The sequence below is a fragment of the Spiribacter curvatus genome (assembly GCF_000485905.1).
Taxonomy (GTDB): Bacteria; Pseudomonadota; Gammaproteobacteria; order Nitrococcales; family Nitrococcaceae; genus Spiribacter; species Spiribacter curvatus.
The window spans coordinates 131,771-157,589 of sequence record NC_022664.1; the positions used below are offsets into that span (position 1 = coordinate 131,771).

Below are 25,819 nucleotides of genomic sequence, written 5' to 3' on the forward strand. Positions count from 1 at the left end.
ACGCGGGCTCTAGACCGCGAAGCTGCGTGTGACCGGCGCGCCAACCAGTGCGGGCGCGCTTGTATCAAACAGGCTCTCGCATGCCCACTGGTCGTCTGAGACCCGCGTGATCAGGACAGCCTCCATGATCGGTAGCTGTCCCAGTATCAGAAACAACCGCCCCCCCTCAGTGAGGCTGCGGTGAAACCCCTGATGGAGCTCGGGCAGAGAGCCGGTGACGGCAATTACGTCGTAAAGTTGCCCATCGTCCCAGCCCGATGCCGCGTCCGCGGTCTCAAGACGAATGTTCTCGGCGCCCTGCTGCTTGAGGTTCTTCGACGCCAACTCAGTGAACCCCACGTACAAGTCAATACTGGTTACATCTTCGGCCATCTCACTCAGACAGGCCGTCAGATAGCCCGATCCTGTGCCAATCTCGAGCACCCGCTCGTTTGGTTGCGGGTCGAGTGCCTGGAGAAGCCGTGCTTCAACCTTTGGTTCCAGCATCACTTGGTCGTTCCCAAGCGGAATCTGCATATCGGCATAAGCGAGGTTTGCAAACGCCGTCGGCACAAAAGCATGGCGTGGCAGCTTTTGCATGACTTCCAGCACCCGCTCATTGAGGACATCCCAGGTGCGTAACTGCTGTTCCACCATGTTTTCCTGCGCAGTGGCGAGGTCTACGTCGGTCATCGAGCTAAACTCATGATTAAAAAAATAAAATTCGGTATTGGGCGAAAGACTGGGGTGCAGACGGCGCGGTTTAGCGCGCTGTCTGCGACAATGTGCCTGTCCCAAACCTGAACACTGCCGTGAAGGTTAAGTTGTTTGGTTGAACGCGACAAGCGCGACCGCTACCCCCTCATATGGGGGATACCATTAGAGTCGCAGGGTGTGGATACTTGAAACCGACCAGCCGCTGGCCCGTCGGATTTGGCAGCAGGGAAGCTGATATGTCCCCGGATTGGCGGCTGGTCACCTTTTTTCTGCCGATCATTTCCCTTTAACGATCGCATCACGTTCGTGCCTGTCCTATTGCTCTAGGCCATAGCGTCCGCCCGGGCGTCCTGTACCTATGAAGGCGTGCCTGAAGCGTCGCAATCCCCAACCACCGCCTCCGCCTATCGCTCATTTGCTACCGCTCGATCAGTAACCAATTGATCAGGCTGGTAAAAGTCATCTGCTTCGGAGACACTCAAATCGTGGTCAGTCGCCGGCAATGCGGTTAAGGAAAGGATGCCGGACCGCCCGGCCGGCGGCTGTTTCCACTCTATTCACTGCCACTCTCCGCCGAACGGAGAGCCTGCCGAGGAATTGCTTGAGAATGGGACAGCCGCGCCGTACTCAGATTGCACTCGATGCAACGCCTTATTATCACCTGGTCTCCCGTTGTGTGCGGCGGCAGTTCCTGTGTGGTGATGACCCATTGACAGGCATCGATTACTCTCACCGGCGCGAGTGGATTCGGATGCGGCTTGGTCGGCTTGTGGATGCTTTCGCGGTTAAGCTGTGCGCCTACGCGGTCATGTCGAACCACTACCATCTAGTCGTGCGAGTCGACGAGTCAGATGCAATGTCGTGGTCGCCCGTTGAGGTACTGCGCCGTTGGCTGAGTGTGTTCAAAGGCCCCGCGTGGATGCATGAGATGATCAAAGCTGATCATTCCACTGGCCTTCATCCCGGGATGAAGCGGGTGATAGAGGCGTATCGGTCACGACTAATGAGTATCTCCTGGTTCATGCGCTGTTTGAATGAACCGATTGCGCGACGCGCCAACCAAGAGGACGGAGTTACCGGTCACTTCTGGCAGGGGCGCTACCGCTGTCAGGCGCTCGCGGATGAGGGTGCCGTACTTGCCGCGATGGCGTATGTCGACCTCAATCCAGTGAGGGCCGGGATCGTGGACCGCCCAGAGGCAGCGTCGGAGTGCTCCGCTAACCAGCGATTCAATGACGCCGGTACTGGGCTTGGCAGCGACTCGCAGAGTCCAAGCATTATGGCGTTCGACGGGAGTCATTCGCCAGCGGGTGCAGAGGCATTGCCCGGTCATGAGCTTGAATACCTCGAACTCCTTGAATGGACTGGACGATGCATAGTGCGTCCTGACTCGGCAGTCATCGCTACTGAATTGCCACCTGTTCTGGCTCGTCTCGGTCTAGCAGCATCTGGAATGATGGAGTTTGTGACTGGCGAGCGGCGATACAACCAGTCAGTGCTTGGGCATGCCAGCAGCCTGTCTGGGCTCGCACGCCAGTTCGGACGGCGCTACGTCAGAGGCTATCGTGGCGTCGCCGGTTTGTTTGCGGATGTCGGTCGTGGATTCAGCCCGACAGGTTAGCGCGTGGGTCGAACTCCAGAGCCTTCTCCATCGATCTGAAAAGCGATTTTGCTTCCTCTCCCTTCGCGGGCGGATTGACGATCAGAAGGCTTATGTATTGATCGCCGGGTTTTTTGCCCGGGAGCCCACGGCCTTTCAGCCGTAAACGCTTCTGACTCTGGCTTTCGGCCGGGATGTTCAGCTCAACCTTGCCGCCGAGCGTTGGCACTGCCACCGTCGCACCTAATGCTGCTTCCCAAGGCGCGATCGGCAGCGTTAGGTGGATATTCTTCCCATCGAGCTGGAAATGCCGATGTGGCTTAATGTTGACTTTGATGAGTAGATCGCCGTCATCGGCGCCATTTGGTGAAGACTCACCCAGACCCTTGAGCCTGATTTTCTGCCCGTCAGTCACGCCCGCCGGGATCTTTACCCGTAATTCACGAGGTGCCTGTCCCGTCGTGCTCAAGGTAACTGTCTTCGTTGAGCCCGCGAAGGCATCTTCAAGTTCAATGGTCAGCTCGGCGTTAATGTCGCGGCCATGTGAGGGCCCGTAGTGCCTGTCCCATTCTGAAGTCTGTCGTTGGTCTCTACCGAAGGGGTCATTGAAGCCGCCTCTCGCGCCATGCCCGAAAATGCTCTCGAAGAAGTCGCTGAAGTCCTCGAAATTGCCTTCTGTACCAGCGCTATAGGTTTGCCGTGACTTAGTGCGCTGACCGCCTGGTGGTGGCGTAAAGTCTTGTCCGGATTGCCAATTTTCTCCCAGCTGGTCATAGAGCTTGCGTTTCTCTGGGTCTTTCAAGACTTCGTAAGCCTCGGCGACACGTTTGAATTGAGCCTCAGCGTTCGGCTCCTCGCTCACATCCGGATGATAGCGCCGGGCGAGTCGCCGGTAAGCCTTTTTGATGTCATCGTCTGATGCATCCTGACTGATGCCGAGCGTTTTGTAGTAGTCCCGGTATTCCATTTCCTGTTTGTGCCTGTCCCAAACGAATCCTACTGCAGACCTTGTGCTTTCCCGGAGTAAATTCAAGTAGTAAGGGGCGCTGACGTTGCAGGAGCAGATCGATGCTGGTATAAAGCACGGCTCAGCGAGCGCAACAGCGCAACGGCTCTGTAACGGATTTCGGGAGGGCCAAATGGCCAAAGTCTGTCAGGTCACCGGCAAGCGCCCGATGACCGGAAACAATGTCTCACACGCAAACAACAAGACACGCCGCCGGTTCCTGCCCAATCTGCGTTACCACCGGTTCTGGCTCGAGAGCGAGAGCCGCTGGGTGAGGCTGCGGATCTCGAGCAAGGGTATGCGGCTTATTGATAAGCTGGGCATCGAGCAGGTCGTGTCTGACCTGCGTAGCCGTGGCGAGAGAGTCTGAGGTAAATCATGCGCGATAAGATTAAGCTTGTTTCGACCGCCGGGACTGGACACTTCTACACGACCGATAAAAACCGCCGGAACACTCCGCACAAGCTCGAGTTTCGGAAGTTTGACCCTGTTGTCCGTAAGCATGTGGTCTACAAGGAAGCAAAGATTAAGTGAAAGGCGCACCTACGCGCTGATCCAAAAGCCCGCCACGTGCGGGCTTTTTTATGTCCGCACCCTGGATGGACTCAAGCCTGATGCCCGAATTGCCGGAAGTGGAAACGACACGAAGGGGGTTGGCACCTTACTGTGTCGGAGCGTTGATCGATCGGGTGATAGTCCGTGAATCGAGACTGCGCTGGCCCGTTCCGGCTGCGCTCTCCGATCGTATAACCGGTGCTCAGGTCCAGAGTTTGGACCGGCGCGCCAAGTATCTGATTATGCGGCTCGATTCGGATAACGCACTGCTTATTCATTTGGGTATGTCCGGCTATATCCGCGTTGTCCCACGCGCAACGCCGCCTCAGAAGCATGACCACATTGATCTGGTATTCAGTAACGACCGATGCCTCCGCTTCCATGATCCCCGTCGGTTCGGGAGCGTTCATTTGATTGACGAGCCTGCCGAATCGCACGCTCTGCTAAGCAAACTCGGACCTGAGCCCTTCGATGACAGGTTCGATGGCGCCTATCTGTATGCCATAGCGGATAAGCGTCGATTAGCGGTCAAATCGTTCATCATGGACAGTCATATCGTTGTCGGTGTCGGTAACATCTACGCCACCGAGGCACTGCACCGGGCTGGTATTCATCCCGGACGCAGCGCGGGACGGGTTTCCCAGCGCCGCTACGATAGACTCGCCGCCTCCATTCAAGCCGTCTTGTCCGAGGCTATTGAGGCAGGTGGCACGACCTTGCGGGATTTCGCCCGCAGCGATGGCCAGCCGGGCTATTTCCAGCAGTCACTGGACGCTTACGGGCGAGGTGGGACGACGTGCCCGCGCTGTGGGAGGACGATGCGCTCAACACGACTCGCTCAGCGTGCCACCGTCTATTGCCCTGGCTGCCAGCGCTGACCGGCTGGGTCAGTTAGATGACTCGTTAAGTGCCTGTCCCGAACAGCCCCCTTAACGTGCCTGTCCCAAACATACTCTCCAAACATACTCTCCAAACATACTCTCACCCACCATGGGCGGTTAGATGTGCGGAATCGTTGTCGGATACTGTCCCGGGCGCGATGCCTGGCGATGTACCGCCGATCGGATGTTTTTGCGCCAACGTGTTTCTCGGACACACTCTCGCTGAACCTGCTGCGGGAGAGGTTGGACACCCGCACGATTCATCAATCTATTTGCCTAACGGTCGGACATTCAATAAAGGAGATAGCTTTGTACATTAACGCGGATCTCAAACAGCGAGCGGCTGTTCGCTTCAATGCCAGCGACTGGGTTGCTTCCCCCATGCCGGGAGTGGAGCGGCGGATGCTCGACCGCGTGGGAGAAGAGGTCGCGCGGGCTACGAGTATTGTGCGCTTCGCCCCGGGCAGCGCTTTTTCGGCACATGCCCATGATGGTGGCGAGGAGTACATCGTACTCGACGGGACTTTCCAGGATGAGGACGGGGACTTTCCGACGGGATGCTATGTACGCAACCCACCAACAACCTCGCATACCCCAGCGGCGACGGATGGCGCGACGATTCTCGTCAAACTGCATCAATTCGATCCCGAGGATCGGACGTCCGTTCGGCTCGATACGAATCAAGCGACGTGGGATCAGCCCGCGATCGGCGTTGAGCGTTTACTTCTTCATGAGGACCCGCGTGAACAGGTGGTTATGGAGAGCTGGGCGCCCGGGACCCGTCGTCACCTTGATGCAACGGGCGGGCTTGAGGTGTTTCTGCTGTCCGGTGAGCTTTCCGACGGAACTGATAGCATCGAGGCATGGGACTGGCTCCGCCTGCCGCCAGGGTCGGTCTTCGAGGCCGAAGCAGGTCCCGACGGCGCACGACTGTGGTTTAAGAGCGGGCATTTAAGTCATGTGGCCGACGGGCCCGCATAAACCGATATCAGGCTGAGCCCGCCCTGAACCGGCGACCGATTAGCCGAGCTCAGCGAGGACGCGGTCGGTAAATTCAACGGTGCCGGCTTGCCCGCCAAGGTCGCGCGTCATGACGCGACCCTCGGCGGTTACGGCCTCGAGGGCGCCCATCAGATCCTGGGCAGCGTCATGTTCCTTGAGATCTTCGAGCATCATGACGACGCTCCAGATCATGGCGATTGGATTGGCGATATCGCCGCCCGCGATATCCGGCGCCGAGCCATGCACCGGCTCAAACATGGACGGTACCGCTGGATCGGGGTTGATATTCGCCGAGGGCGCCACGCCAATGCCGCCGGCGGTTGCGGGCCCGAGATCCGAGAGGATGTCGCCGAACAGGTTGGTGCCAACGATCACGTCGAACCAGTCCGGGTGAGTGACGAGATTCGCGGCGAGGATGTCGACGTGATACTGCTCGACCGAGATATCGGGATAGCGGGGGGCCATTGCGGCGACCTGTTCGTCCCAGAAGGGCATGCTGTGCTTGATGCCGTTGGATTTGGTTGCATAGGCGAGTGTCTGACGGGACCGCGACTGTGCCGTCTGGAAGGCGTAATCCAGAATCCGCTCACTGCCCTTGCGCGTGATGACGTTCGCCTGGATCGCCATCGCTTCGGGTAATCCGTCGTACAGCCGGCCACCAATGTCGGAGTACTCACCCTCGTTATTCTCGCGGATCACCAGATAGTTGATGTCCTCCGGGCCACGATCTCGCAGGGCAGACGTCAGGCCCTGAAGTAGACGAACCGGTCGAAGATTAACGTACTGCCCGAACTCCCGGCGGATGGGCAGTAGTAAGCCCCATAGCGAGATGTGATCGGGGACACCTGGATAGCCCACCGCGCCCAGCAGGATCGCGTCATGCGCTCGGAGCTGATCGATGCCGTCATCCGGCATCATAGCGCCGTGTTGCGCGTAGTACTCGCAAGAGTAAGGGAAGTCAGAGAGCGCGAAATCAAGGCCCGGGCGGCGTGCGAGCGCGTTGAGGCAGCGAATGGCGCTGGGCATGACCTCTCTGCCGATGCCGTCCCCGGGGATGAGTGCGATGCGGTGCGTCATAGCGTGCCTCTATTGTTCAGTTCGACTCGGAGAGGACGCCCGCACGCAGGGTCAGGCGACGGTCGACGCTCGGTAGCGCCTCCGATCCATGCCCAAGAACGATCGCGGTGCGCTTGGCAAGCCACTCGGACAGAGTGGCGGAAACCGCTCGGGCGGTGTCCTCGTCGAGACCAGTAAGCGGTTCATCGAGAATGACGAGTTTCGGATTCCGCATGAAAAGTCGGGCAAGTGCAAGACGTCGTGCCTGTCCCGCTGATAGCTCCATCCCGGATTCGCCCACCCAGGTATGGAGTCCGTGATCGGTGGATGCGACGAAGTCACTCAACTCGACGCTTTGCAGAGCTGTCCACATCGTCGGCTCATCGGCATCGCGATTGGCAATTCGGAGATTGCCGGCGAATGTGCCGCTGAAAAGATCGGTCTGCTGAGTAAGATAGGCCAGCTCCAGGTAGAGCGAATCCACGCTGAAATCCCCAATGTCAGTGCCATCGATCTGGATTCTGCCGCTATCGGCTGCGATCTGCCCGGCGATCATGGCGGCAATGCTGGATTTGCCGCATCCCGAAATGCCGATTACGCCAATGGTCTCTGCGGGGTGGATGTCGAGGTTCAAGCCATCGAGGACTCTGGCCCCTGCACCTCGAATCAGCGAAACGGACTCGATCGTCACCCGTGGCGCGGCGGTGAGACCGCTTGTTCTCAGCGCCGATCCCATGCCGGTGGCCATGTCCTCGATTGTGCCTGTCCCATAGCGTAGACGTTCCGCCGAGGCTCGCGCCCGGGCGAGCTGAAGGCCCGCGGCGGGGAGGACACCCAGGGGTTCGAGGAGGGCAAGCACGGCAAGCGGCATCATCACGCCGACGGGACCGCTGATCTGGCCGGTCTGCACGAGATGTAGTGCAACAAGCAGGACACCGATTGCGGTCAATTGCACACCGCTATTCAGGAATGCTTCGCCATAGGCCATCCGCTTGGCGAGCCGCTCATCGCGCCGTCGAGCTTCATGATCGGCATCCATGACCGCTTGTCGGTGATGGTCGAGACTGCCGAAGGCGGTGAGCTCCGATAGCCCGGTGACATGGTCCATGGCGGTGGCCCGTAACGCCGCCGATGATTCCGCCAGATCGCGGGTCAGGCGCTGACCGGTCCGCCATGACATCAGCAGTGAGCCGCCCGCCATCGTCGTCAGCACCAGAGCGACGAGTCCGCCGAGCCAGGGTGCGCCGATCGCGAGTAGTGCACCGACAATGAGGATGGCGAGCAATGCGACCAGCGGTGGTGAAAGCCCGCGCAGGTACAGCCCATCCAGCCGGTCGATGTCGGTGGTCAGCCGGTTCAGTAGCTCGCCACTGCGAAGGCGTGCCATCTCCGCCGGATTGAGTCGACTCAGCATGGTAAACACCCGGCCCCGCAGGTCCCGGAGGAGCTGCAGGACGGTGTCGTGGTTGAATATGCGCTCGAAATACCGGGCAGCTGTTCGGGAGACGGCAAACGCTCGGATGCCACCTCCCGGGACGTAGATATCCAACGTGGCGGCGACACCGGCGGCCAGCAGGGCACCGGTGACAGCAGTGGCTGTAATGAACCATCCCGACAGAGCAAGTAGTCCGATCCCCGAGGCGCTGGTCGCAAGCATGAGCACCGCGCCCAGTGCGAGCCGGCCGCGATAACGGCCCAGCATCTGGAGATAGGGCTTTAGTTCATTCATCGACGATCATCTCGAGGCGCTGGTCACTGATGCGGTAGCGACGATCGGCCACTGTGCGGAGCGCGGCGTCATGACTGCTGATTACAACGGCTCTTCCCTCACTCGCCAGGGTGTTGATGGCCTTCAGGACATACGCCTCGGTTGTTGCATCGAGAGCGTTGGTCGGCTCGTCGAGCAGGATCATGGGCGCTGGCGAGATCAGCGCCCTGGCAAGCGCGACGCGCTGGGACTGTCCGCCTGACAGCGAGAGACCGCGTTCGCCCACAGTGGTGTTGAGCCCTAGCTCCAATCGCTCCGTGAATTCCATGACGCCGGCCTGATGAGCGGCATCGACGATCATCTGCTCGCTCGCCTCGGGGTTGCCGAAGCGGATATTGGCCCGAATGCTTGCATTCGCGAGGAAAGGTGGCGAGCCCAGCCAGCCGATGCGGCGATCCGGAAAGCGGCTATCGATTCGGCCCTCAGCGGGGGGCAATAGACCGGCGATCGTCAGCAACAATGAGGTCTTGCCGGTGCCGGACGGGCCTTCGATCAAAACCCGTTCGCCGGCGTCTGCGCTGAACGAATCCACATGGACAACCGTTCCACGTCCGACACGGTCGACTCGAAGCTTCGAGATCTGCAATGTGCCTGTCCCAAAGTTTCCCCCAAGGTTCTCACCCTCGAGCAACGTGCCTGTCCCGAAGTTTCCCTCCGTCGCGGGTCGCGATTCGAGCTCGTTGAGCAGCTCGGCGGCGCCGAGGGCAGTGGCGCGGTCGTGGTAGTGCTGAGCGAGCGTGCGTAGTGGCTGGAAAAACTCCGGTGCGAGCAGAAGGATGAACAGGCCACTGAAAAGCGTGAGCTGTGTCGACGGGCCATATTCGATATAGCCGAGCAGCCCGAAGCCGATATAGATCGCCACGACTGCGATGGCTACTGAGGCGAAGAACTCAAGGACGGCGGAGGACAGGAAAGCGACGCGGAGGACGCGCATACTCCGTTGCCGGTATTCGTCCGAGCCCGAGACGATACCCTCTGCGGCGTCCTCCGTTCGTCCGAAAAGCCGCAGCGTGGTAAGACCGCGAACGCGATCCAGGAACTGCCCTGACAATCGACCCAGTGCCAGGAACTGGTCCCGGTTCAGTCGTTCCGCGCCCATACCGACCAGCGCCATGAAAAGAGGGATGAGCGGCGCGGACAGCAGCAGGAAACTTGCCGCGATCCAGTCCAGCGTGTAGGCGGTGACCGCAATCGCAGCCGGCACGATGACCGAGATGGTCATCTGTGGAACGTAGCGTGCGAAATACCCGTCGAGTGCGTCCACCTGATCGGTCAGCTGACTGCTCAGCTGACCGCCGCTCATATCCGCCAGACCCGCCGGGCCCAGCGCTTCGACATGATGAAGGAGGCGACGGCGGACGGTGGCGCGGACTCGGGCGGCGGCAGAGATGCCAGCGGCCGAGCGCAGCGACGCGAACACCGGTCTCAGGCTCACCACGCCGATCAGTAACAGGGCGGGGATCACGAAATCGACCAGCGGCCGCTCGTTCATGACAACCTGCTGCACGAGCCAGGCGATGAAACCCGCCTGAGCGATGATCAGTCCACCTTCGATGGTGCCGCATAGCGCGGCCAGCCGGAGCGGCCCGGCAACTTCACGGCGTTGCCGGGCCAGCCATTCTTTCGGCGTCATTCCCTAGTGATAGCCCTCGCCGGCACGAACCTTGCCGCGGAAGACCCAGTAGGTCCAGGCGGTGTAGGCCAGAACGACCGGGATCACGAAAAGCACGCCGACCAGTAGGAAGGCCTGCGACTCCGGCGCCGAGGCAGCGTCATAGAGCGTGTAGTCCGGCGGGACGACGTAGGGCCACTTACTGGCGAGCAGTCCGAGGTAGGTAAAGACGAAAAGCCCCATCGTCGCGACAAACGGTAGCCCTTCATCCCGACGACGGACCGCCCGGAGGATGAGATAGGCGCATCCCATCGCGCCGGCTGGCAGCAGCCAGATCACGAACAGGTTGCTGAACCAGCGATCGCGCACGAATTCGTCGACCAGCGGCGTCCAGAAACTGATGATGAGGAAGATGCTGAGCAGTCCGGCGAGCAGCCTTGGCGTCATACGGTATGCCCAATCCTGGACTGATCCCTCGGTCTTCATGATCAGCCACGTGCTGCCGAGCAGCGCGTAGCCGATAAGCAGCCCGACACCGGTCAGCAGCGAGAACGGCGTCAGCCAGTCAAACGCACCGCCGGTATAGACCATATTCTCGGTCTGATAGCCCTGAATGTAAGAGCCGACGACAATCCCCTGAGCCAGGGCGGCAACGCCCGAGCCCACGCAGAACGCGGTACTCCAGTAGGCTTTTTTCTCGCGGCTTGCCTTGAATCGGAATTCGAAGGCGACTCCGCGGAAGATCAGCCCGGCAAGCAGGAGGAATACGCCGAGGTACAGGGCCGGCAGCAGCACAGAATAAACCAGCGGGAAAGCGCCCAGCAGGCCGGCGCCGCCCAGTACCAGCCAGGTCTCGTTACCGTCCCAGAAGGGCGCGACCGAATTCATCATGATGTCGCGCGACTCTTCGTCCGGAGCGAAGGGATAGAGGATCCCCACGCCCAGATCGAAGCCGTCCATCAGGACGTACATGATCACGCCAAAGGCAATGATGGCCGCCCAGATCATTGTGAAGTCGATCATGTCCAGTCTCCCTTCAGCGGCGCAGCGGGCGCTGCATTGCCGATCGGGCCACCGCCGGAGAGCGGACGCTTGGGATGGGCGCCAGACTCATCGCTACCGGGGACCGTCTCATCCATGCCGCCCTTGACGACCTGCCAGAGATAATAGCCGCCAGCACCGTAGACCACGGCGTAGACCGCCATATAGCCGATCAGGCTGACAACGGCCATCCAGCCACTCAATGACGGAGTGATGCCCTCAGAGAAGCTGACCATGCCGTAGACCAGCCAGGGCGCCCGCCCCGATTCCGTAGTGAACCAGCCTGCGACAACAGCGATGAATGGCGCAGCAATCATCAACGGCATCACCCGGTGGAACAGTCCCGGCTCATAGAGCTGCCGGCGGAGTCGCAGGACCAAGCCCCAGATGCCGATGGCGATCATCAGGAATCCGATGCCCACCATGGTGCGGAACGTCCAGAAAACGATCGATACCGGTGGCTGCTCTGCCGCAGAGGCCTCATTGATACCCGGAACCACGCCGTCCGCGTGATGGGTAAGGATGATGCTTGCCAGGTTCGGTACACCGACCTCGAACAGGTTGCCTTGCTCGTCCTTGCTTGGCAGTGCAAACAGCAGCAGTGGCGCACCGGCCTGGGTTTCCCAGTTGCCTTCCATCGCAGCCAGCTTCGTCGGCTGGTATTCCATGGTGTTGAGGCCGTGGAAGTCACCGATCACCGCCTGTGCCGGCGCCAGGAACAGGATCATCCACAGACACATCGACAGTGCCTTCTTGTTCGCCTCGACCATGTGGCCCTTGAGCAGATACCAGGCGCTGATGCCGGCAACCACGAAACTGCCGGTCAGGAAGCTGGCAACGGCCATGTGCGTGAACCGATACGGGAACGACGGATTAAAGATCGCCTCGGTCCAGCTCGTTACATGGAATACACCGTCGCGGAAATCAACGCCGGCGGGCGTATGCATCCAGCTGTTGGCGGCAAGGATCCAGAACGCCGAGATGAACGTTCCCAGGGCAACCATGCATGCCGCGAACAGATGAGTGCCCCGCGGCACCTTCTCGCGGCCGAATAGCAGTACACCCAGGAATGCGGCCTCGAGGAAGAACGCGGTCACCACCTCGTAACTCAGAACGGGCCCGAGGAAATTTGCGGATGCCTGTGAGAAGTTGCTCCAGTTGGTACCGAACTGGAACGACATCACGATGCCCGAGACCACGCCCATGCCAAACGCGACAGCGAAGACCTTCGTCCAGAACCGTGATAACTGGGCCCATGCCCGGTTGCCGGTCTTAAAGTGCAGGCCTTCCAGCAGCGCGATATACGACGCCAGCCCGATGGTGAACACCGGGAAGATGGCGTGGAACGAGATGATAAAAGCGAACTGGATCCGCGATATCAGTACTGGATCAAATTCCATGACATTTGCCTCTGTCTTATCCAATCAGGGCGCAGCGATGACGCCTTGTCTCTACCCGGGCCGGCGCGAGTGGCCTGGTTTCAGTCAGTCTTTCCGTCCGTGTTCACCTGGCCGATCCGATTGAGCGCCGGCAGATCGGTAATGGTGATCAGCCCGCGCTCGAGTTCGACCATCCCGCGACGCTCAAACTCCTTGAGGAGTCGACTGACAACCTCACGAGCAGACCCCAATTCTACCGCAAGATCCTGATGAGTGGCCGATAATCGTCCATATGATTGACGCTCGACAAGTCGCTGGGCCAATCGCTCATCCAATCGACGGAAAGCGACCTCTTCGATGACCAGCATCAGCGACTGCAATCGTTGACCATAACTCTCGAGCAGCGCCCGGCGGAAACACACTGCATCATTCATCAGTTTCTCGGTCAGTCCTGCGGGGATGACCAGCACCTCGCTGTCCTGCTCAACAACTGCCTCTGATTGATGGCTGTTATTCGTGAGCAGACAACCGAGAGAGAGGGGGCACATCTCTCCTCCTTTGATGCGATAGAGGACGATTTCGTTCCCGGAGGCGCCGATCATCTGTACGCGGATCTCGCCACTGAGCACCAGCGGCAGTCCCTGACATGGATCGCCTGCCGCGAACAACGGCGTACCGGCCGAGACCTGCATGCGCCTTCCGCCTTCATGCACGCGATGCCACGTCCCCTCGTCCAGCGCTTCGAACAATGCATTGCTCGTGACTGCGGTTTGCTCGGGATCCATCACGACTCTGACCTACCTGTGTTGTGTGACTTCATCACTGAATGACCCGCGTGGGGAAGCGCTTACTGGACCCATCATTTAACCCGAACCTGACTCGCACTGTAAGGAGCAAATGAATGCTTAAAAGGAACATCGGACCCGTTGACCGAACCCTACGCATCGCAGTGGGCCTCGCCCTGATCGCGCTGGCGGTCTTCAATCAGGGCATGGCGTGGGGCTGGATCGGTGTAGTGCCGTTGGCAACCGCTGTGTTCAGCGTCTGCCCGGCCTATAGCCTGCTCGGTCTGAATACCTGCGGTCGCAGCACCTGATCCATCCCATGCTACAACAGGAGTGACCAACATGAAGACGATACAACCACTGCTCGCCAGCCTTGTGTTCACATTGTTCTCCGCGGCAGCGGTCGCTCAGGGCGGTGCGGATATGCTCACCATCCTGACCAGCGACGAGGACGATACACAGGCGATGGCGCTGATCCTCACCATGCAGGCGCAGAAGAAGGGCGCAATCCCTCAGGTGCTGCTCTGCGATGAAGCGGGTGACCTCGCCGTAACGGCGCAGACGGGTGAATCGGAGACCCTGCGCGGGCCTGATGCAAGCCCGGCGCAGATGATCCAGCGGCTGGTGAGTAACGGTGTTCAGGTAGATGTCTGCGCCATTTACCTGCCGAATCGCGACTATACCGAGGCTGATCTGATTGATGGCGTGGGCGTCGCCCAGCCACCGGCGATTGGCGCGCTCGTCGCAGATCCTGATGTCCGTCGCTTCACGTTCTGATAATAAAGGGATGAATATGCGCTTACCTGAATTACTCGTCGCGACCCTTTTGGGCGTCGCGATGACGCTACCCGGTATGGCGGTCGCCCAGACGACTGACGCGGTGGCGGTACCGGGGCCGGTGGTGGATGCCGAATGGGTGCTGGATCATGAAAAAGCCACCACTCTCATTAATGTCTCGCGTCGTCCGTCCAATTACGATGCCACCGGATTCATTGACGACGCGCCGTTTGTCGGGCTGTCCGAATTCATGACTGAGCGCCCAGGCATGAAGGGCACAATCCAGTATCTGGCGCCGTCACCCGAGCGCTTTGAGACCGTCATGCAAGGGCTGGGCGTGGATGATGACGATGCGATTGTCATCGCACCGGCGGGTGACAGGGTCTATGGCGATGCGACAGTGGCCACCCGGTTTTACTGGCAACTGAAATACCTTGGCCACGACAACGTGGCGATCCTTGATGGGGGCGTGGCCGCCTGGGATGCCGCGGGTGGCGCGGTTGCGGATTCGCCCGGATCGTCGGCGAATGGCCGTTATACCGCCGGCGCTGCTCGGGATGCGTTGTTCTCGGCGACGGAGGACGTCCAGGCCGTGATTGATGGCGGGCGATCAGCGCAACTGGTGGATAATCGTCCGCTTGTCCAGTTCACCGGCCAGATGAGCAAAGACTATGTGGATGGCAATGGCCATCTGCCCGGTGCCCGACCTGTTCCGTTCACACTCTTTGTAGAGGTCCGGGATGGCGTGGTCTATTGGCGCTCGCCGAAATCGGCACAGTCGATTGTCTCGGCGATGCTGCCTGACGTGGATGGCCCGATCATCAATTATTGCAATTCGGGCCACGTATCGTCGCTGGCCTGGTTCGGAATGTCCGAGATTGCCGACCTGCCCAATGTCTCGCTCTACGATGGCTCACTGCATGAGTGGACCCTCGACGGTGATCGCTCACTGGTGATCGGCGAATAATCGCGGTGTTTGGGGCGGGCTTTGTGCCTGTCCCAAACCTCCCTAAACCCCCAGCGCCAGCTGGGCGGCGATCAGCCACATGACAGCGCCGATTGCGGCCTCGAGCAGGCGCCAGACCATTGGGCGGGCGAAGAGGCGTTGCAGTCTCTGCGCGCCGTAGCCCAACGTGAAGAAGAACAGGAAAGACCCCGAGATCGCACCGCCGGCGAATGCACCCCGGGTCCCCTGGTACTGAGAAGAGACGGTGCCCAGCATCACCACCGTATCCAGATAGACGTGCGGATTGAGCCAGGTTATGGCCAGGCAGGTGACCAGCGTCGTGCGCAGTGAGTCCTTGGGCCTGCCGCCAGCGACGGCGCTATCCGGCTGCAGCGCACCCTGGTGACGCACCGCGGCCAGCAGGCTTCGGGCGCCATAGAGGAAAAGGAAGAGTGCGCCGGCCGTGCGCATAGCCGGTTCGAGCCAGGGTAGCCAGGCAGTTACCTGGCCAAAGCTGGTTACGCCAATGGTGATCAGGATCGCGTCGGAGAGCGCGCAGACAAGACATACCGTAAAGACATGTTGTCCGTTGAGGCCCTGTTTAAGGACAAAGGCGTTCTGGGCACCGATCGCGACGATGAGCCCAAGGCCCACCGCCAGACCGGTGGCAAAGACCGTGATCAGCGCTATTCATCCATCCACTGACTGCTGCCCATGGCCTGCGCCCGCTCGAGGGTCGCCTGCGGGTCACGGCGACTGCGCCTGACCGAAGGATCAGCCTCTGGCCAGCCCTGCACATGATCCACCACCAGATCCGTGAGCATGTCGACATGATCCTCGCGCGCATTGAGTGCGCGGATGTAGCGCAGGTGCTCGCCACCGTTGTCTTCGAAGATCTCGGCGTTCTCGCCCTCGATTTCCTCAAGCGTCTCAAGGCAGTCGGCGGAAAAGCCGGGACAGATGACGTCCAGGGTCTTCATGCCGGATTCCGCGAGCGACTTCACGGTCTCGTCGGTATAGGGCTGCAGCCAGACCTCACGCCCGAACAGCGACTGGAAGGTCACCTGCCACTCATCGTCCGCCAGTTCCAGCTGTTCGGCGACCAGACGGGCGGTCTTCTGGCACTGGCAATGATAGTTATCGCCGTTGAGCAGGTATCGCCGCGGCATCCCGTGGAAGGAGAACAGCATCTTCTCAGGCTTGCCATGGACTTCGCGATGCTCACGGATACTGTTCGCAAGCGCTGTGATGTAGCCGGGATCGTCGTGGTACTGGCCGACCAGCCGAAGCTCGGGGATCTTGCGCCACTTCTTGAGCTCATCGAAGACGGCATCATAGGTCGAACCGACGGTGGTTGCCGAATACTGCGGATAGAGCGGCAGCACCACGATGCGCTCTGCCCCCTCATCCCGGAGTTCCTGGAGCTTTTCGCGGATCGACGGGTTGCCGTAGCGCATTGCAAGCTTGACCGAGACGGGCCCGTTCATCCGCTCCTGCAGCCGCTCATCGATCGCCGCGGTCTGTTGCTTGCCGATGGTCAGCAGCGGGGAACCGCCTTCCTCCCAGACTTCCGCGTAGGCGGCGGCGGATTTCTTGGGCCGGGTACGCAGTATCACCCCATGAAGCAGTAGCCACCAGAGCACCCGGTTGATCTCCACAACACGCGGGTCGCCCAGAAACTCCGCAAGATAGCGGCGAAGTGCGGACGTTGTCGGCGCATCGGGCGTGCCAAGGTTGGTGACCAGCACGCCCAGACGCGGGGCATCATCGTGGCGTGCGTTGGGCTTGGAAGTGTACATCGGCATGTCGATTGACCTTGCATTTGAGATTAAAAGGCAATGATAGGCCGGAATGAGCGACGGGGAAAATGCAACAATCTGGATGGATTGATAGTCGCCGTCTATCCAATTCAGGCCGTTGGATTCACTGGATCATTCTCCGTCGTCGCTGACCATCCCGCGTGCCGGCAGGCTCCGGGTCAGCTGATCAACCAGCACGGCGGTCTGCTCCTGGCGCTGGGTGGACAGGGCATCACCGGCAACGCCACCGCCCACAGCGCCACCCACGCCGCCGAGAATGGCGCCCGTGTCGCCGTCACCGCCGACCTCCGCGCCAATGATGCCGCCACCGATCGCGCCCAGTATCTGACCCGCCCGACGGGTCATGTCCGCACCGGTGCGTGCACTGCCGGAAGCCGACCAGAGGATCGTGCCGTTGCTCACATCCACCATCTGGCCGCTCATGCTCATGTCGTCGCCGAATTCAGGGACGTTGACCAGCACGACACTGTCGACGTTGAGAATCTCGCCTGCCTTCGCCGCTCCCGAGGCAGTCGTCACATCCGAACGGGAGAAATCCTGTTCGGTGAGAACGGTCTTGATCTGGCTGCGCTCGACCGGGCTGTAGCCGCGGCCCAGCAGCGCCTGATTGAACATGCTGGCAACCTGATCCCGGGCCGCCTGGCCGCCGATACCATCCACCGAGACCACGGCGGTGCGCTCCACCGTCGCGAAGTCATAGCTGCGGTTGTACTCCCCGCTACCGCTGACCGAGGCGCAACCCGCGACCAGCAGTGCGATGGCCATCAGGGCCCCAAAAGTCAGTAAGCGCTGTGTTGTTGGCATGGGTTCGCTCCATCGTCGTGTTCAGTGATCAGACCGTGAGCTTGCCTGATCATTCATCTGTTTGATTCTAGCGCACCAATGCGTCAGCCGGCGTCGCCGTCATGTCCCCCCTCGAGGTGATGGGCCATGGGCGACCACTGCCCGTCGCTGGTATAGCGCCACGCAAGCCGGCCCTGATTGTCCATCGCCAGCAAGTGCAGCCAGCGGTTGTCGAACAATGCCTGTACCGAGGGATGCCGGGCGAGCGTGTCGCTGATCGCCGCTTTTGGCGCCTGGATGGCGACGGTCAGTCGCAGGGGGTCATGGCGTCGACCCTCACCGTCGTGGACCGACTGCCATGGCAGACCGGTACGCAGCATCCCGCCGTTGCCCTCAAGCACGCCGATGCCACCGACGATGTTGTGAATCAGCTTGTTACCAGCGCCAAATAGCGCCGGAGCGACGGCGGAGCCGTAGTACTGGAGGCTGATCCAGCTCGCAACGATCACCGGTGCGGTGAGGATGAGCTCGAGGACCGGATAGTCCTGACCGGCGTCCGCACGCCAGTCGTAATCATGGAGGAATGCCTGTCCGCCCAGATCGATACCCCGGGTAACGGTTCGAGGAGCGGCGATCAGCATCTGACACCCGGCGAGCCCCCACTCGGGCCGGACTTCGGACCAGTCCCGAGCACGCCGTTCAATGGCTCGGGTGCTCTCGGCATGGGGCAGCGACCGGCCGCGCTCGGTTCGGGCGAGCTCGCCAGCGTCGGCCATCCAGGTCTGCACGCGTATTAGCAGGTCCCGGTCCACCGCTGTTTCGAGGTCCTGATCATAGAGCTGGACCCGGTCACGGGTGGTGTCATGCAGACCGGCCATGAAGCAGGTGTCCTCGGGGAACGTGATGCCCCGATTCTTGAGGCCGGCGCGCACCGATGTGTCATTGAGCAGCCCGGCCAGTAAGCGTGCGTTGACGTCACCGGCATAGCCGCCACAGGCGCCGCACTGCAGAGCGCTGCCATGGGGGTTGTTGGTGACACTCGCGCCATGGCCCATGAGCAGAACAAGCGGTGCGAACCCATCGGTCAGCGACATCGCCCGCAGGATCGTCTCGGCGGTATCAACACGTTCACGGGCCGCCGGTAGCGGTGTGAGGTGCGGCGTTGGCCCACCCGGTAGTGGCCTGTCGGCGATGCCCAGGGCCTCCCGGGCGAGCCGGGTGATGTAGACCGGCCCCATGGCCTCGACAAACGCGAATGATGAGACCGCCGCCAGTTTGAACCGTCCCCAGGCCCGCTTGGCGCGCGCCGTATGGCGCCGTGCCGTGTCCGCGGCGTCCTGCCCGCCACCGCCCGCACGCGAGTGAAGGCTGGGCTGGAGCAGCGCCGGCAGCCGCGACTCCTGCAGATCGGAGGCGAAGCCCTGATGTGTGACCGGGACACCGAAAAAACCCGCAAATCCCATTGTCTGTGCCGCCGGTACCACCTGCTCCAGCGCGCGTCGAAAGACCTCCGAGCGGACATCGATGCAGAACGCCGCCTGCAGGGCGGGCCGCGGCGCCGCATTCGGTGGAACCGATTCGGTATCGTCATCGGTTGTGCCCATCGCCTCGGCGAGTTGACGCTGACGGGCACGCTCGGCCGCCTCCTGGAGAATCTCGTCGACCACATCGTCCGCGCTCAGGGTCACGGGTTGAGCATGGCGGGCTCTGGCATCCGCCCAGGCCGCGCTCAGTGCATCGCCGTAGTGGGTGAACAGCGCCTCGTCCCAGAGCAGGCGGATCGCCAGCAGCTCGACCAGGGTGGAGTCGGTGTCGCCCTCGAGCTCCGCCTGCCATTGCTGGTAACGGGCGTACTGCGCCCATCCCCCCAGCGTGAGTAGCAGGCTGTGCCAGTAGGTGGGCAGCATCTCTGGCGTCAGTTGGAGCCGTTCAATGGCGCGCTGCAGATAGATGCCGGGGCGGTCGGGCGCGTCGGCGACAAAGCGTGCAAACCCGGTCAGCCCGAGGATCTCCGGCGTCAGGTCATGGACGGCATGGCTGCGGAAGGCCGTCCAGGTGTCACCGCGTCGGGGTGCCGCCCACAGCGCCTGTCCCTGGTCGAAGTAGCCGCCGGCCCAGTGGCCGATGCGCTCCTCGACGATCTCCGGCCAGTCCGTCCCCGAGATCGATCGCGCCAGCTCGGCGACGGTCGGTGTCGGTTCAGCCGCAGGCCGGGGCTGTCGTGCCGCTGCCATCAGCTGTTCGCAGTCGGCGGGCCGCTCGGCGTGTGGTGAGGCCATCAACGCAGCCAGCAGATCGGCCTCAGTCATCGTGGCGGCGTCCAACTGCTCGCAGTGCCAGGCCCGTGGTGCAATCGCGTCGATCCCGCCAATCCGGCGCAGTCGGGCATGGGTGTCCGCGAGTGTCTGATGCGTCTGACCCATGAACGGATTGACGGCGACGGAGGCGGACAGGGGCCAGAGCGGCGGGATCTGGCGGCCGACCTGATCGGCGATGATCATCGGATCAGCGGACATGGGGATCTCCGTAGTGGCCGAGCAGGCGCTCGACGAGAACGTGGACATACAGGCCGTTGGCGAGATGCACCCGCAATCCCCCCACCGCCGGGTGATAGGCCCAGAGGGGGAAGAGCGCCTGAGCCAGCGCGACCAGCCCGAAGCTGGTGACGGTCAGTATCAGCAGTGCCCACTCCAGGGGGCCGGGCGCCGGTGCCACCGGTAGCGCGCGGGCGGTGAAGGCATCCGCACCGATCTGGAGCGTGAAATAGCTGATCGACGCGCCGACGGAGTAGAGCGCGGTGCGTCGGGTCAGTGTGCGCGGCGCGGCATCGGCGAGGCCCTGAGCGATTAGATAGGCGACACCGAAAATCAGCATGGCGCCGAGCGCGATGGCCTGAGGGGGCTTGTCATCGAGGCCGAAGGCGAACCCGATCACCCCGAAGATCAGCAGGGCGATGAGGAAGGCGCGGCCCACCGCCCTCGGGCTTGGAGTGGCGACCGGCCCGGGGCGGCGGATGTTGGCGACGCCGTCGATGGCGGCGCCGGAGAACAGGAACGCATGAGCCTTATAAAGTGAGTGGGCGACGATATGCAGTAGCGCGAGTGGGAATAGCGCAAGACCGCACTGCATGATCATGAACCCCATCTGCGCGATGGTTGACCAGGCAAGCGAGGTTTTCACCGCGGACTGGGTCAGCATGACCATGGCACCAAACAGGGCCGTGAAGCCGCCCACGACCACCAGCACGGCGAGCACTCCGGGGCTCAGCAGGGCAACATCGGCGAGGCGGATCAGCAGGAAGCCGCCGGCATTGACCACGCCGGCATGGAGCAGGGCCGACACCGGTGTTGGGGCCTCCATTACCGTCGTGAGCCAGCCATGGGTGGGGAATTGCGCCGACTTGAGCAGTGCGGCGACGGCCAGCAGCGCGACTGTCCCCTGCAGGATGCCGGTGCCGGTGGCGGACCGGGCGCTCTCGAGCACCGTCGCGATATCGGTGCTGTCGAACTGCCAGACCAGCAGCCCAAGTGCGCCGACCAGGGCGATGTCACCAACCCGCACAAAGACCAGCCGGTTACGGGCGGCACGGACCGCCCGGGGGCGCTCGGCATAAAAGCACAGAAGCTGCTGGAGGCAGCGACCGGTGACGATCCAGGCCAGCGCGAGTTGGATGAGATTACCCGACTGCACCAGGAGCAGGACCGCGGCCAGCGCCGCCAGCAGCCAGCCCATGAATACCCCCTGGCGGGCCTCGCCATCGAGATAGACCCGGGCATAGCGCACCACCACCCAGCCGATGAAAGCGACCAGCAGGATCATCGGGACGCTGACGCTGTCGACACGGGCGCTCAGACCAATACCGCCGGCACCAAGGAGGGGGCTGGTTCCCGGACCGAAAAGCGCGAATAGGACGGCGGTGGCGATGGCGCCACCCAGGGCGACAAGGGTCGCCGCCTCGGCCGCGAGTAACAGTCGCTGTGGCCGCCGCCCGGGTGTCCGAATGGCCAGCAGGGCGACCAGTGCCAGTGTCGCGGCACTCACTAATGGCAGAAGATAGGCGTTCATTGATTCCCCCGGTGATCAGGCTCGGAACATCCTAATGAAGACACTCATTAGTTAAAAATACTGAAATGCGTGCTATATGTTCGATAAAATAGAACGATATGGCTCAGCTCAATTACCATCATCTCCAGTATTTCCAGGTGGTCGCTCACGAAGGCCACCTCACACGGGCGGCCAGGCGCCTGCGGATCTCCCAGTCGGCGCTATCGTCACAGATCCGCCAGCTCGAGGAGCGCCTTGGACAGCCGCTTTTCGAGCGCCGCGGGCGCGCCCTGCATCTGACCGAGGCAGGGCGGATCGCACTCGACCATGCCGACACCATCTTCGCCACCGGTGATGAGCTGGTGGCTACCCTTCAGCAGACCGCACGCACCCGACAGGCGCTGCGGGTCGGCGCGCTCGCGACGCTGTCGCGGAATTTCCAGCTCGCCTTCCTGCGTCCGGTCCTCGATCGGGCCGATGTCGAGGTGGTGCTGCGCGCCGGCGGGGCCGGTGAGCTATTCGACGCACTGAGCGCCCTGCAGCTGGATGTTGTCCTCACCAACGCGTCGCCGCGGTCGGACGCGCTCCATCCGTTCATCACCCATCGCGTCGCGGAACAGCCAGTGAGCCTGATTGGTGTGCCAGCGCTGGTGGATGGCGAGCAGTCACTGCTGAGTCGCCTGGCGACGTCACCGCTGCTCCTGCCGACCCGCTCCAGTGGCCTGCGCACGGCCTTTGAAGCGGTGCTGGCCCAGTACGATGTGCAACCCCATATCGCCGCGGAAATCGATGACATGGCGATGCTCCGGCTCCTGACCCGCGAGGGGGTGGGGCTCGCCGTCATTCCTCCGATCGTCGTGCGCGATGAGCTCGATACGGGGGAATTGCTGGAGGCCGATCGTCTGCCCGCGATGAGCGAGACCTTCTATGCGGTGACCACCGAACGCCGATTCCCCAATCCATTGCTGCGTGAGGTTCTGTCGGGATGACGCTGGCATGGATTGGCGGGGCGCTGTTGGTGGTCGTGGCGCTCTCGTGGGCAGCGACGGGGTGGTTGCGGCGAAGCCTGACGGCTCCCCGGCGATCGGTGGCAGGCAGTCCGGCGGATCACGGAGTCAACGGGGTCGCGGTGCGCGTGCCCACGGTCCGGGGGCGGTGGCTGTCCGGGTGGCTGCTGGACGGTGATCCGCGCATCGGGCGCGTGGTCATCTGTCACGGCTGGGGGGTCAATCGATTATTCATGCTGTCACTGGCACGACCACTGCAGCAGGCCGGTTGGCAGGTCCTGCTGTTCGATGTGCGTAACCATGGCAATAGCGATGCCGATGATTTCTCGTCCATGCCGCGCTTCGCCGAGGATATCCTCGCTGCGGTGACCTGGCTGCGCCGCGGTGACAGCGGCGATGAGGGGCCATTGGTGCTGGCCGGCCACTCCGTGGGTGCCGCGGCCACCCTGCTGGCGGCGGCCTGGTGCGATGATGTCGACGCAGTGATCAGTCTGTCCGGCTTTGTCCATCCAGAGCAGATGATGAAGCGCTGGCTCGCCGCCCGCCATGTGCCGTTCGTGCCCTTTGGCTGGCTGGTGCTGCGGTATGTTGAAGCCGTCATCGGTTACCGATTCGCCGCCATTGCCCCGGTGGCGGTGATCCGGCGGATCCGCGTGCCGGTGCTGATCGCCCATGGGTGTCGCGATCAGGTGATTCCGCCGGCGGATGCCGAGGCGCTCGCAAAGGCCGGTCATCCCGCGACAACGACCCTGGTCTGGCTCGAAGGCGGTCATGATCTCAGCGACGAGCTGGCCGACCAATGGCCCCGGCTCGCCGCCTTCCTTGAGGGCGTGGTGGCCGGCATTGCAACCGGGCAATACCGGGGGCAGGATTAACCGCCTATGGACACCGTGACCGACCAGATCTGCCTCGCCATCCGCCAGCGCATTCTCCAGGGCGATTTCAACGGCGGGGACTTCCTCAAGGAACAAGCCATCGCCGATGAGCTGGGCGCCTCGACGCCGCCTGTGCACGACGCGCTCGCGCGGCTTGCCGGGGATGGCTGGGTGGAGATCATTCCCTATCGCGGTGCCCGAGTGATTGAGTGGACCCGCGAGGACAGCCACGAGGTCTTCGAGCTCAGGGCGCTGCTCGAGGCCTATGCCGCCCGACGTGCCGCGGTTCGCATCCGTGCCACGCAACTGACCCGACTGCGCGCGGTGGTCGATCAGGAATGGACACTGCTGAGGCGTCCCGAACCCCCACATGATGCGCTGAGCGATCTCAATCTCGAGTTCCACCAGACCATCCTGGCAGCAGCGGGCAGCCGCCGGCTGCAGCGCTCGCTGGAAACCGTCCTGCACGGGGCAATCTCGGCACGTAGTACCTACGGACTTACCCGACCAGTCATGGAGAATGCACTTGATGAGCATGCCCGGATCGTCGATGCGCTGGCCCATGCCGATGGCGAGCGTGCTGGTGAGTTGATGCAGGTGCATATCCTTTCTGTGGCCCGTGGCCAGCCCGAGCAACCGGGCTGACGAAGCGGTACCCGATCACGGTTTCCCGGTCATTCGTCTACTAAATTAGTACTCGAATTTGATTGCGACTCGCCGGTGGCGTGGCTAGCGTCCGGTAAGTCTGGGGAAACAGGGGGTCGCCATGGACCGGCAGACGGTGCTCAACGACGCGCACCTGACCGAGCAGCTGAGGGAGGCGATAACGCCGGCGCTCCCCTACGGTGCATCACTGATTCCGCTGGATATCCTGGTGGCGGTGACGCGGGCGCATCACCGCCAGCGGCCGTTGAGCGTCAAGCAGCTGCTGGCCATGCTGCCGTACTCCGTGACCGGGATCCGCTATAACCTTGCACAGCTGGTGGCTGATGGCTGGTTGATCAAGTCCCGTCAGGGCGAGGACCGACGCCTGGTCCGGCTGCTTCCCACAGAGCGCGTCATCAATGCCTTCGCCGAGGTCCGGGAGCGGAGTGCTTGCCTCCGGGCGCCCGGGCCCTCAGCATGATCGGGATCAACGGTCCCGATCATTGCGGAGGAGATGGACATGGCCAATCGCATACTCAGACTCGCCCCCGGCGGTGGCTTCGATAACGTCAGCATCGACCACGCCGACGACCCGCCCGCGCCGGGCCACGGTGAGATGACCGTGCGGCTGCGTGCCAGTTCGCTGAACTTCCATGACTATGGCGTGGTAAAGGGGCCAATGGCACCTCGGGACGAGGCGCGCATTCCCCTGTCCGATGGCGCAGGCGATGTCGTTGCGGTCGGTCCCGGCGTCAGTGACTTTGCCGTAGGCGATGCAGTGGTCAGCACCTTCTTTCCGGACTGGATCGATGGACCCGCCATCGCCGAGGGCTTTGGCCGGACGCCGGGGGACGGCATTGATGGCTATGCACGTGATGCCGTGACCCGCGCGGCTACCGCCTTTACGCGCATTCCCGCGGGCTGGAGTCATGCCGAGGCGGCGACGCTGACGACGGCGGGGGTGACGGCCTGGCGGGCCTTGTTCGTCAACGGCAACCTCAAACCCGGGCAGACCGTGCTGACCCTCGGTACCGGTGGAGTGTCGATTTTCGCGCTGCAGATGGCCGTGGCGGCCGGGGCGCGGGTGATTGCCACGTCATCCAGCGATGAGAAGCTTGCCCGTCTACAGGCCATGGGCGCCGAGGCCGTCGTCAATTACCGGCAGACGCCGGAATGGGGTGATGCGGTTCGAGAGCTCACTGATGGACGCGGCGTCGATCATGTCGTTGAGGTCGGCGGTCCCGGTACGCTGCAGCAGTCAATGAAGGCCGCAGCGGTGGGTGGCCATGTCTCGCTGATCGGTGTGCTCACCGGCATCAACGGTGACTTCCCGCTGATTCAGGCATTACTGCGACAGCAGCGGCTGCAGGCGGTGCTGGTGGGTAGCCGTCGTGATCAGCAGGATCTGGTCGAGGCAATGGAGGCCACCGGGATCCGCCCGGTCGTCGACCGACACTTCCCCCTCGACGAGCTGGTCGCGGCCTTCCAGCATGAGGAAAGCGGCGCCCACTTCGGCAAGATCTGCATCGATATCTAGACTA

Annotated in this window: 26 protein-coding genes; 13 read left to right on the forward strand and 13 right to left on the reverse strand. The window is 62.1% G+C overall.

Annotation, left to right across the window (positions count from 1 at the left end; genetic code table 11):
• Positions 1-9: 9 nt before the first annotated feature.
• Positions 10-672 (reverse strand): protein-L-isoaspartate O-methyltransferase family protein, encoded by a 663-nt coding sequence (locus SPICUR_RS00640; RefSeq protein ID WP_023364994.1) that lies wholly within the window; start codon positions 670-672, stop codon positions 10-12.
• Between the two features lie 1,054 nt (positions 673-1,726).
• Here SPICUR_RS00640 and SPICUR_RS10220 point away from each other — a divergent pair.
• Positions 1,727-2,317: a hypothetical protein gene (locus SPICUR_RS10220; RefSeq protein ID WP_237220336.1), complete on the forward strand. Its 591-nt coding sequence runs from the start codon at positions 1,727-1,729 to the stop codon at positions 2,315-2,317.
• Here the strand turns inward: SPICUR_RS10220 and SPICUR_RS00650 are convergent.
• Positions 2,301-3,263, reverse strand: a complete 963-nt coding sequence (locus tag SPICUR_RS00650; protein WP_023364998.1) for a DnaJ C-terminal domain-containing protein — start codon at positions 3,261-3,263, stop codon at positions 2,301-2,303. The genes SPICUR_RS10220 and SPICUR_RS00650 overlap by 17 nt on opposite strands.
• Before the next feature lie 172 nt (positions 3,264-3,435).
• On the opposite strand from SPICUR_RS00650, the gene rpmB reads away from it, so the two are divergent.
• The 4 genes from rpmB to SPICUR_RS00665 all read left to right on the forward strand — a co-directional run bounded on the left by rpmB (position 3,436) and on the right by SPICUR_RS00665 (position 5,719).
• Entirely contained in the window at positions 3,436-3,672 is a 237-nt protein-coding gene (gene rpmB / locus SPICUR_RS00655; RefSeq protein ID WP_023365000.1) for a 50S ribosomal protein L28, read from the forward strand.
• An 8-nt stretch (positions 3,673-3,680) separates the two neighbouring features.
• Positions 3,681-3,836, forward strand: coding sequence for a 50S ribosomal protein L33 (gene rpmG / locus SPICUR_RS09670; RefSeq protein ID WP_076742123.1), 156 nt, complete (start codon positions 3,681-3,683; stop codon positions 3,834-3,836).
• A gap of 80 nt (positions 3,837-3,916) precedes the next feature.
• Positions 3,917-4,735, forward strand: a complete 819-nt coding sequence (gene mutM / locus SPICUR_RS00660) for a bifunctional DNA-formamidopyrimidine glycosylase/DNA-(apurinic or apyrimidinic site) lyase (protein ID WP_041381935.1) — start codon at positions 3,917-3,919, stop codon at positions 4,733-4,735.
• 246 nt (positions 4,736-4,981) lie between these two features.
• The gene (locus tag SPICUR_RS00665; RefSeq protein WP_237220337.1) at positions 4,982-5,719 is read left to right on the forward strand and encodes a cupin domain-containing protein; all 738 of its coding nucleotides are present in this window, start codon (positions 4,982-4,984) and stop codon (positions 5,717-5,719) included.
• Between the two features lie 39 nt (positions 5,720-5,758).
• On the opposite strand, the gene SPICUR_RS00670 is transcribed toward SPICUR_RS00665, so the two are convergent.
• From SPICUR_RS00670 to SPICUR_RS00695, 6 genes are all read right to left on the reverse strand, one after another.
• The gene (locus SPICUR_RS00670) at positions 5,759-6,817 is read right to left on the reverse strand and encodes a tartrate dehydrogenase (protein ID WP_023365006.1); all 1,059 of its coding nucleotides are present in this window, start codon (positions 6,815-6,817) and stop codon (positions 5,759-5,761) included.
• A 16-nt stretch (positions 6,818-6,833) separates the two neighbouring features.
• The gene (gene cydC, locus SPICUR_RS00675) at positions 6,834-8,525 is read right to left on the reverse strand and encodes a thiol reductant ABC exporter subunit CydC (RefSeq protein WP_023365008.1); all 1,692 of its coding nucleotides are present in this window, start codon (positions 8,523-8,525) and stop codon (positions 6,834-6,836) included.
• Complete coding sequence (gene cydD / locus SPICUR_RS00680; RefSeq protein WP_023365010.1) at positions 8,518-10,197, reverse strand: thiol reductant ABC exporter subunit CydD; 1,680 nt, start codon at positions 10,195-10,197, stop codon at positions 8,518-8,520. The genes cydC and cydD overlap by 8 nt, the downstream gene beginning before the upstream one ends.
• Before the next feature lie 3 nt (positions 10,198-10,200).
• On the reverse strand, positions 10,201-11,199 hold the full coding sequence (gene cydB / locus SPICUR_RS00685; RefSeq protein ID WP_023365012.1) for a cytochrome d ubiquinol oxidase subunit II: 999 nt from the start codon (positions 11,197-11,199) through the stop codon (positions 10,201-10,203).
• Positions 11,196-12,617 (reverse strand): cytochrome ubiquinol oxidase subunit I, encoded by a 1,422-nt coding sequence (locus SPICUR_RS00690; protein ID WP_023365014.1) that lies wholly within the window; start codon positions 12,615-12,617, stop codon positions 11,196-11,198. Before SPICUR_RS00690 ends, cydB begins: the two co-directional genes overlap by 4 nt.
• An 80-nt stretch (positions 12,618-12,697) precedes the next feature.
• Positions 12,698-13,381 carry a Crp/Fnr family transcriptional regulator gene (locus tag SPICUR_RS00695; protein WP_023365016.1) on the reverse strand — a complete coding sequence of 228 codons (684 nt, stop codon included), beginning with the start codon at positions 13,379-13,381 and terminating at the stop codon, positions 12,698-12,700.
• 116 nt (positions 13,382-13,497) lie between these two features.
• Here SPICUR_RS00695 and SPICUR_RS00700 point away from each other — a divergent pair, with 116 nt between their 5' ends.
• From SPICUR_RS00700 to SPICUR_RS00710, 3 genes are read left to right on the forward strand one after another with little or no spacing between them, the layout of a single operon-like run.
• Positions 13,498-13,692 carry a YgaP family membrane protein gene (locus SPICUR_RS00700; protein WP_041381541.1) on the forward strand — a complete coding sequence of 65 codons (195 nt, stop codon included), beginning with the start codon at positions 13,498-13,500 and terminating at the stop codon, positions 13,690-13,692.
• A 31-nt stretch (positions 13,693-13,723) separates the two neighbouring features.
• The gene (locus SPICUR_RS00705) at positions 13,724-14,158 is read left to right on the forward strand and encodes a DsrE family protein (protein ID WP_023365020.1); all 435 of its coding nucleotides are present in this window, start codon (positions 13,724-13,726) and stop codon (positions 14,156-14,158) included.
• 10 nt (positions 14,159-14,168) lie between these two features.
• Entirely contained in the window at positions 14,169-15,125 is a 957-nt protein-coding gene (locus SPICUR_RS00710; protein WP_237220338.1) for a sulfurtransferase, read from the forward strand.
• Positions 15,126-15,167: 42 nt separating this feature from the next.
• On the opposite strand, the gene SPICUR_RS00715 is transcribed toward SPICUR_RS00710, so the two are convergent.
• From SPICUR_RS00715 to SPICUR_RS00735, 5 genes are all read right to left on the reverse strand, one after another.
• Positions 15,168-15,758, reverse strand: coding sequence for a LysE/ArgO family amino acid transporter (locus SPICUR_RS00715; RefSeq protein ID WP_023365024.1), 591 nt, complete (start codon positions 15,756-15,758; stop codon positions 15,168-15,170).
• A 32-nt stretch (positions 15,759-15,790) separates the two neighbouring features.
• Positions 15,791-16,909: a ferrochelatase gene (gene hemH / locus SPICUR_RS00720; protein ID WP_023365026.1), complete on the reverse strand. Its 1,119-nt coding sequence runs from the start codon at positions 16,907-16,909 to the stop codon at positions 15,791-15,793.
• 126 nt (positions 16,910-17,035) lie between these two features.
• The gene (locus tag SPICUR_RS00725) at positions 17,036-17,728 is read right to left on the reverse strand and encodes a CsgG/HfaB family protein (RefSeq protein WP_023365028.1); all 693 of its coding nucleotides are present in this window, start codon (positions 17,726-17,728) and stop codon (positions 17,036-17,038) included.
• A gap of 83 nt (positions 17,729-17,811) precedes the next feature.
• The gene (locus tag SPICUR_RS00730; RefSeq protein ID WP_023365030.1) at positions 17,812-20,223 is read right to left on the reverse strand and encodes a YbcC family protein; all 2,412 of its coding nucleotides are present in this window, start codon (positions 20,221-20,223) and stop codon (positions 17,812-17,814) included.
• Positions 20,213-21,772, reverse strand: coding sequence for a proton-conducting transporter transmembrane domain-containing protein (locus tag SPICUR_RS00735; protein WP_023365032.1), 1,560 nt, complete (start codon positions 21,770-21,772; stop codon positions 20,213-20,215). Before SPICUR_RS00735 ends, SPICUR_RS00730 begins: the two co-directional genes overlap by 11 nt.
• 98 nt (positions 21,773-21,870) lie before the next feature.
• Between SPICUR_RS00735 and SPICUR_RS00740 the strand changes: the two genes are divergently transcribed.
• The 5 genes from SPICUR_RS00740 to SPICUR_RS00760 all read left to right on the forward strand — a co-directional run bounded on the left by SPICUR_RS00740 (position 21,871) and on the right by SPICUR_RS00760 (position 25,815).
• Entirely contained in the window at positions 21,871-22,740 is an 870-nt protein-coding gene (locus SPICUR_RS00740; protein WP_023365034.1) for a LysR family transcriptional regulator, read from the forward strand.
• Positions 22,737-23,633, forward strand: a complete 897-nt coding sequence (locus SPICUR_RS00745; RefSeq protein WP_023365036.1) for an alpha/beta hydrolase — start codon at positions 22,737-22,739, stop codon at positions 23,631-23,633. The genes SPICUR_RS00740 and SPICUR_RS00745 overlap by 4 nt, the downstream gene beginning before the upstream one ends.
• Positions 23,634-23,639: 6 nt before the next feature.
• On the forward strand, positions 23,640-24,278 hold the full coding sequence (locus SPICUR_RS00750) for a GntR family transcriptional regulator (protein ID WP_023365038.1): 639 nt from the start codon (positions 23,640-23,642) through the stop codon (positions 24,276-24,278).
• A 121-nt stretch (positions 24,279-24,399) separates the two neighbouring features.
• Positions 24,400-24,759, forward strand: a complete 360-nt coding sequence (locus SPICUR_RS00755) for a helix-turn-helix domain-containing protein (protein ID WP_023365040.1) — start codon at positions 24,400-24,402, stop codon at positions 24,757-24,759.
• Between the two features lie 39 nt (positions 24,760-24,798).
• The gene (locus tag SPICUR_RS00760; RefSeq protein ID WP_041381946.1) at positions 24,799-25,815 is read left to right on the forward strand and encodes a zinc-dependent alcohol dehydrogenase family protein; all 1,017 of its coding nucleotides are present in this window, start codon (positions 24,799-24,801) and stop codon (positions 25,813-25,815) included.
• The last annotated feature ends 4 nt before the right edge of the window (positions 25,816-25,819 follow it).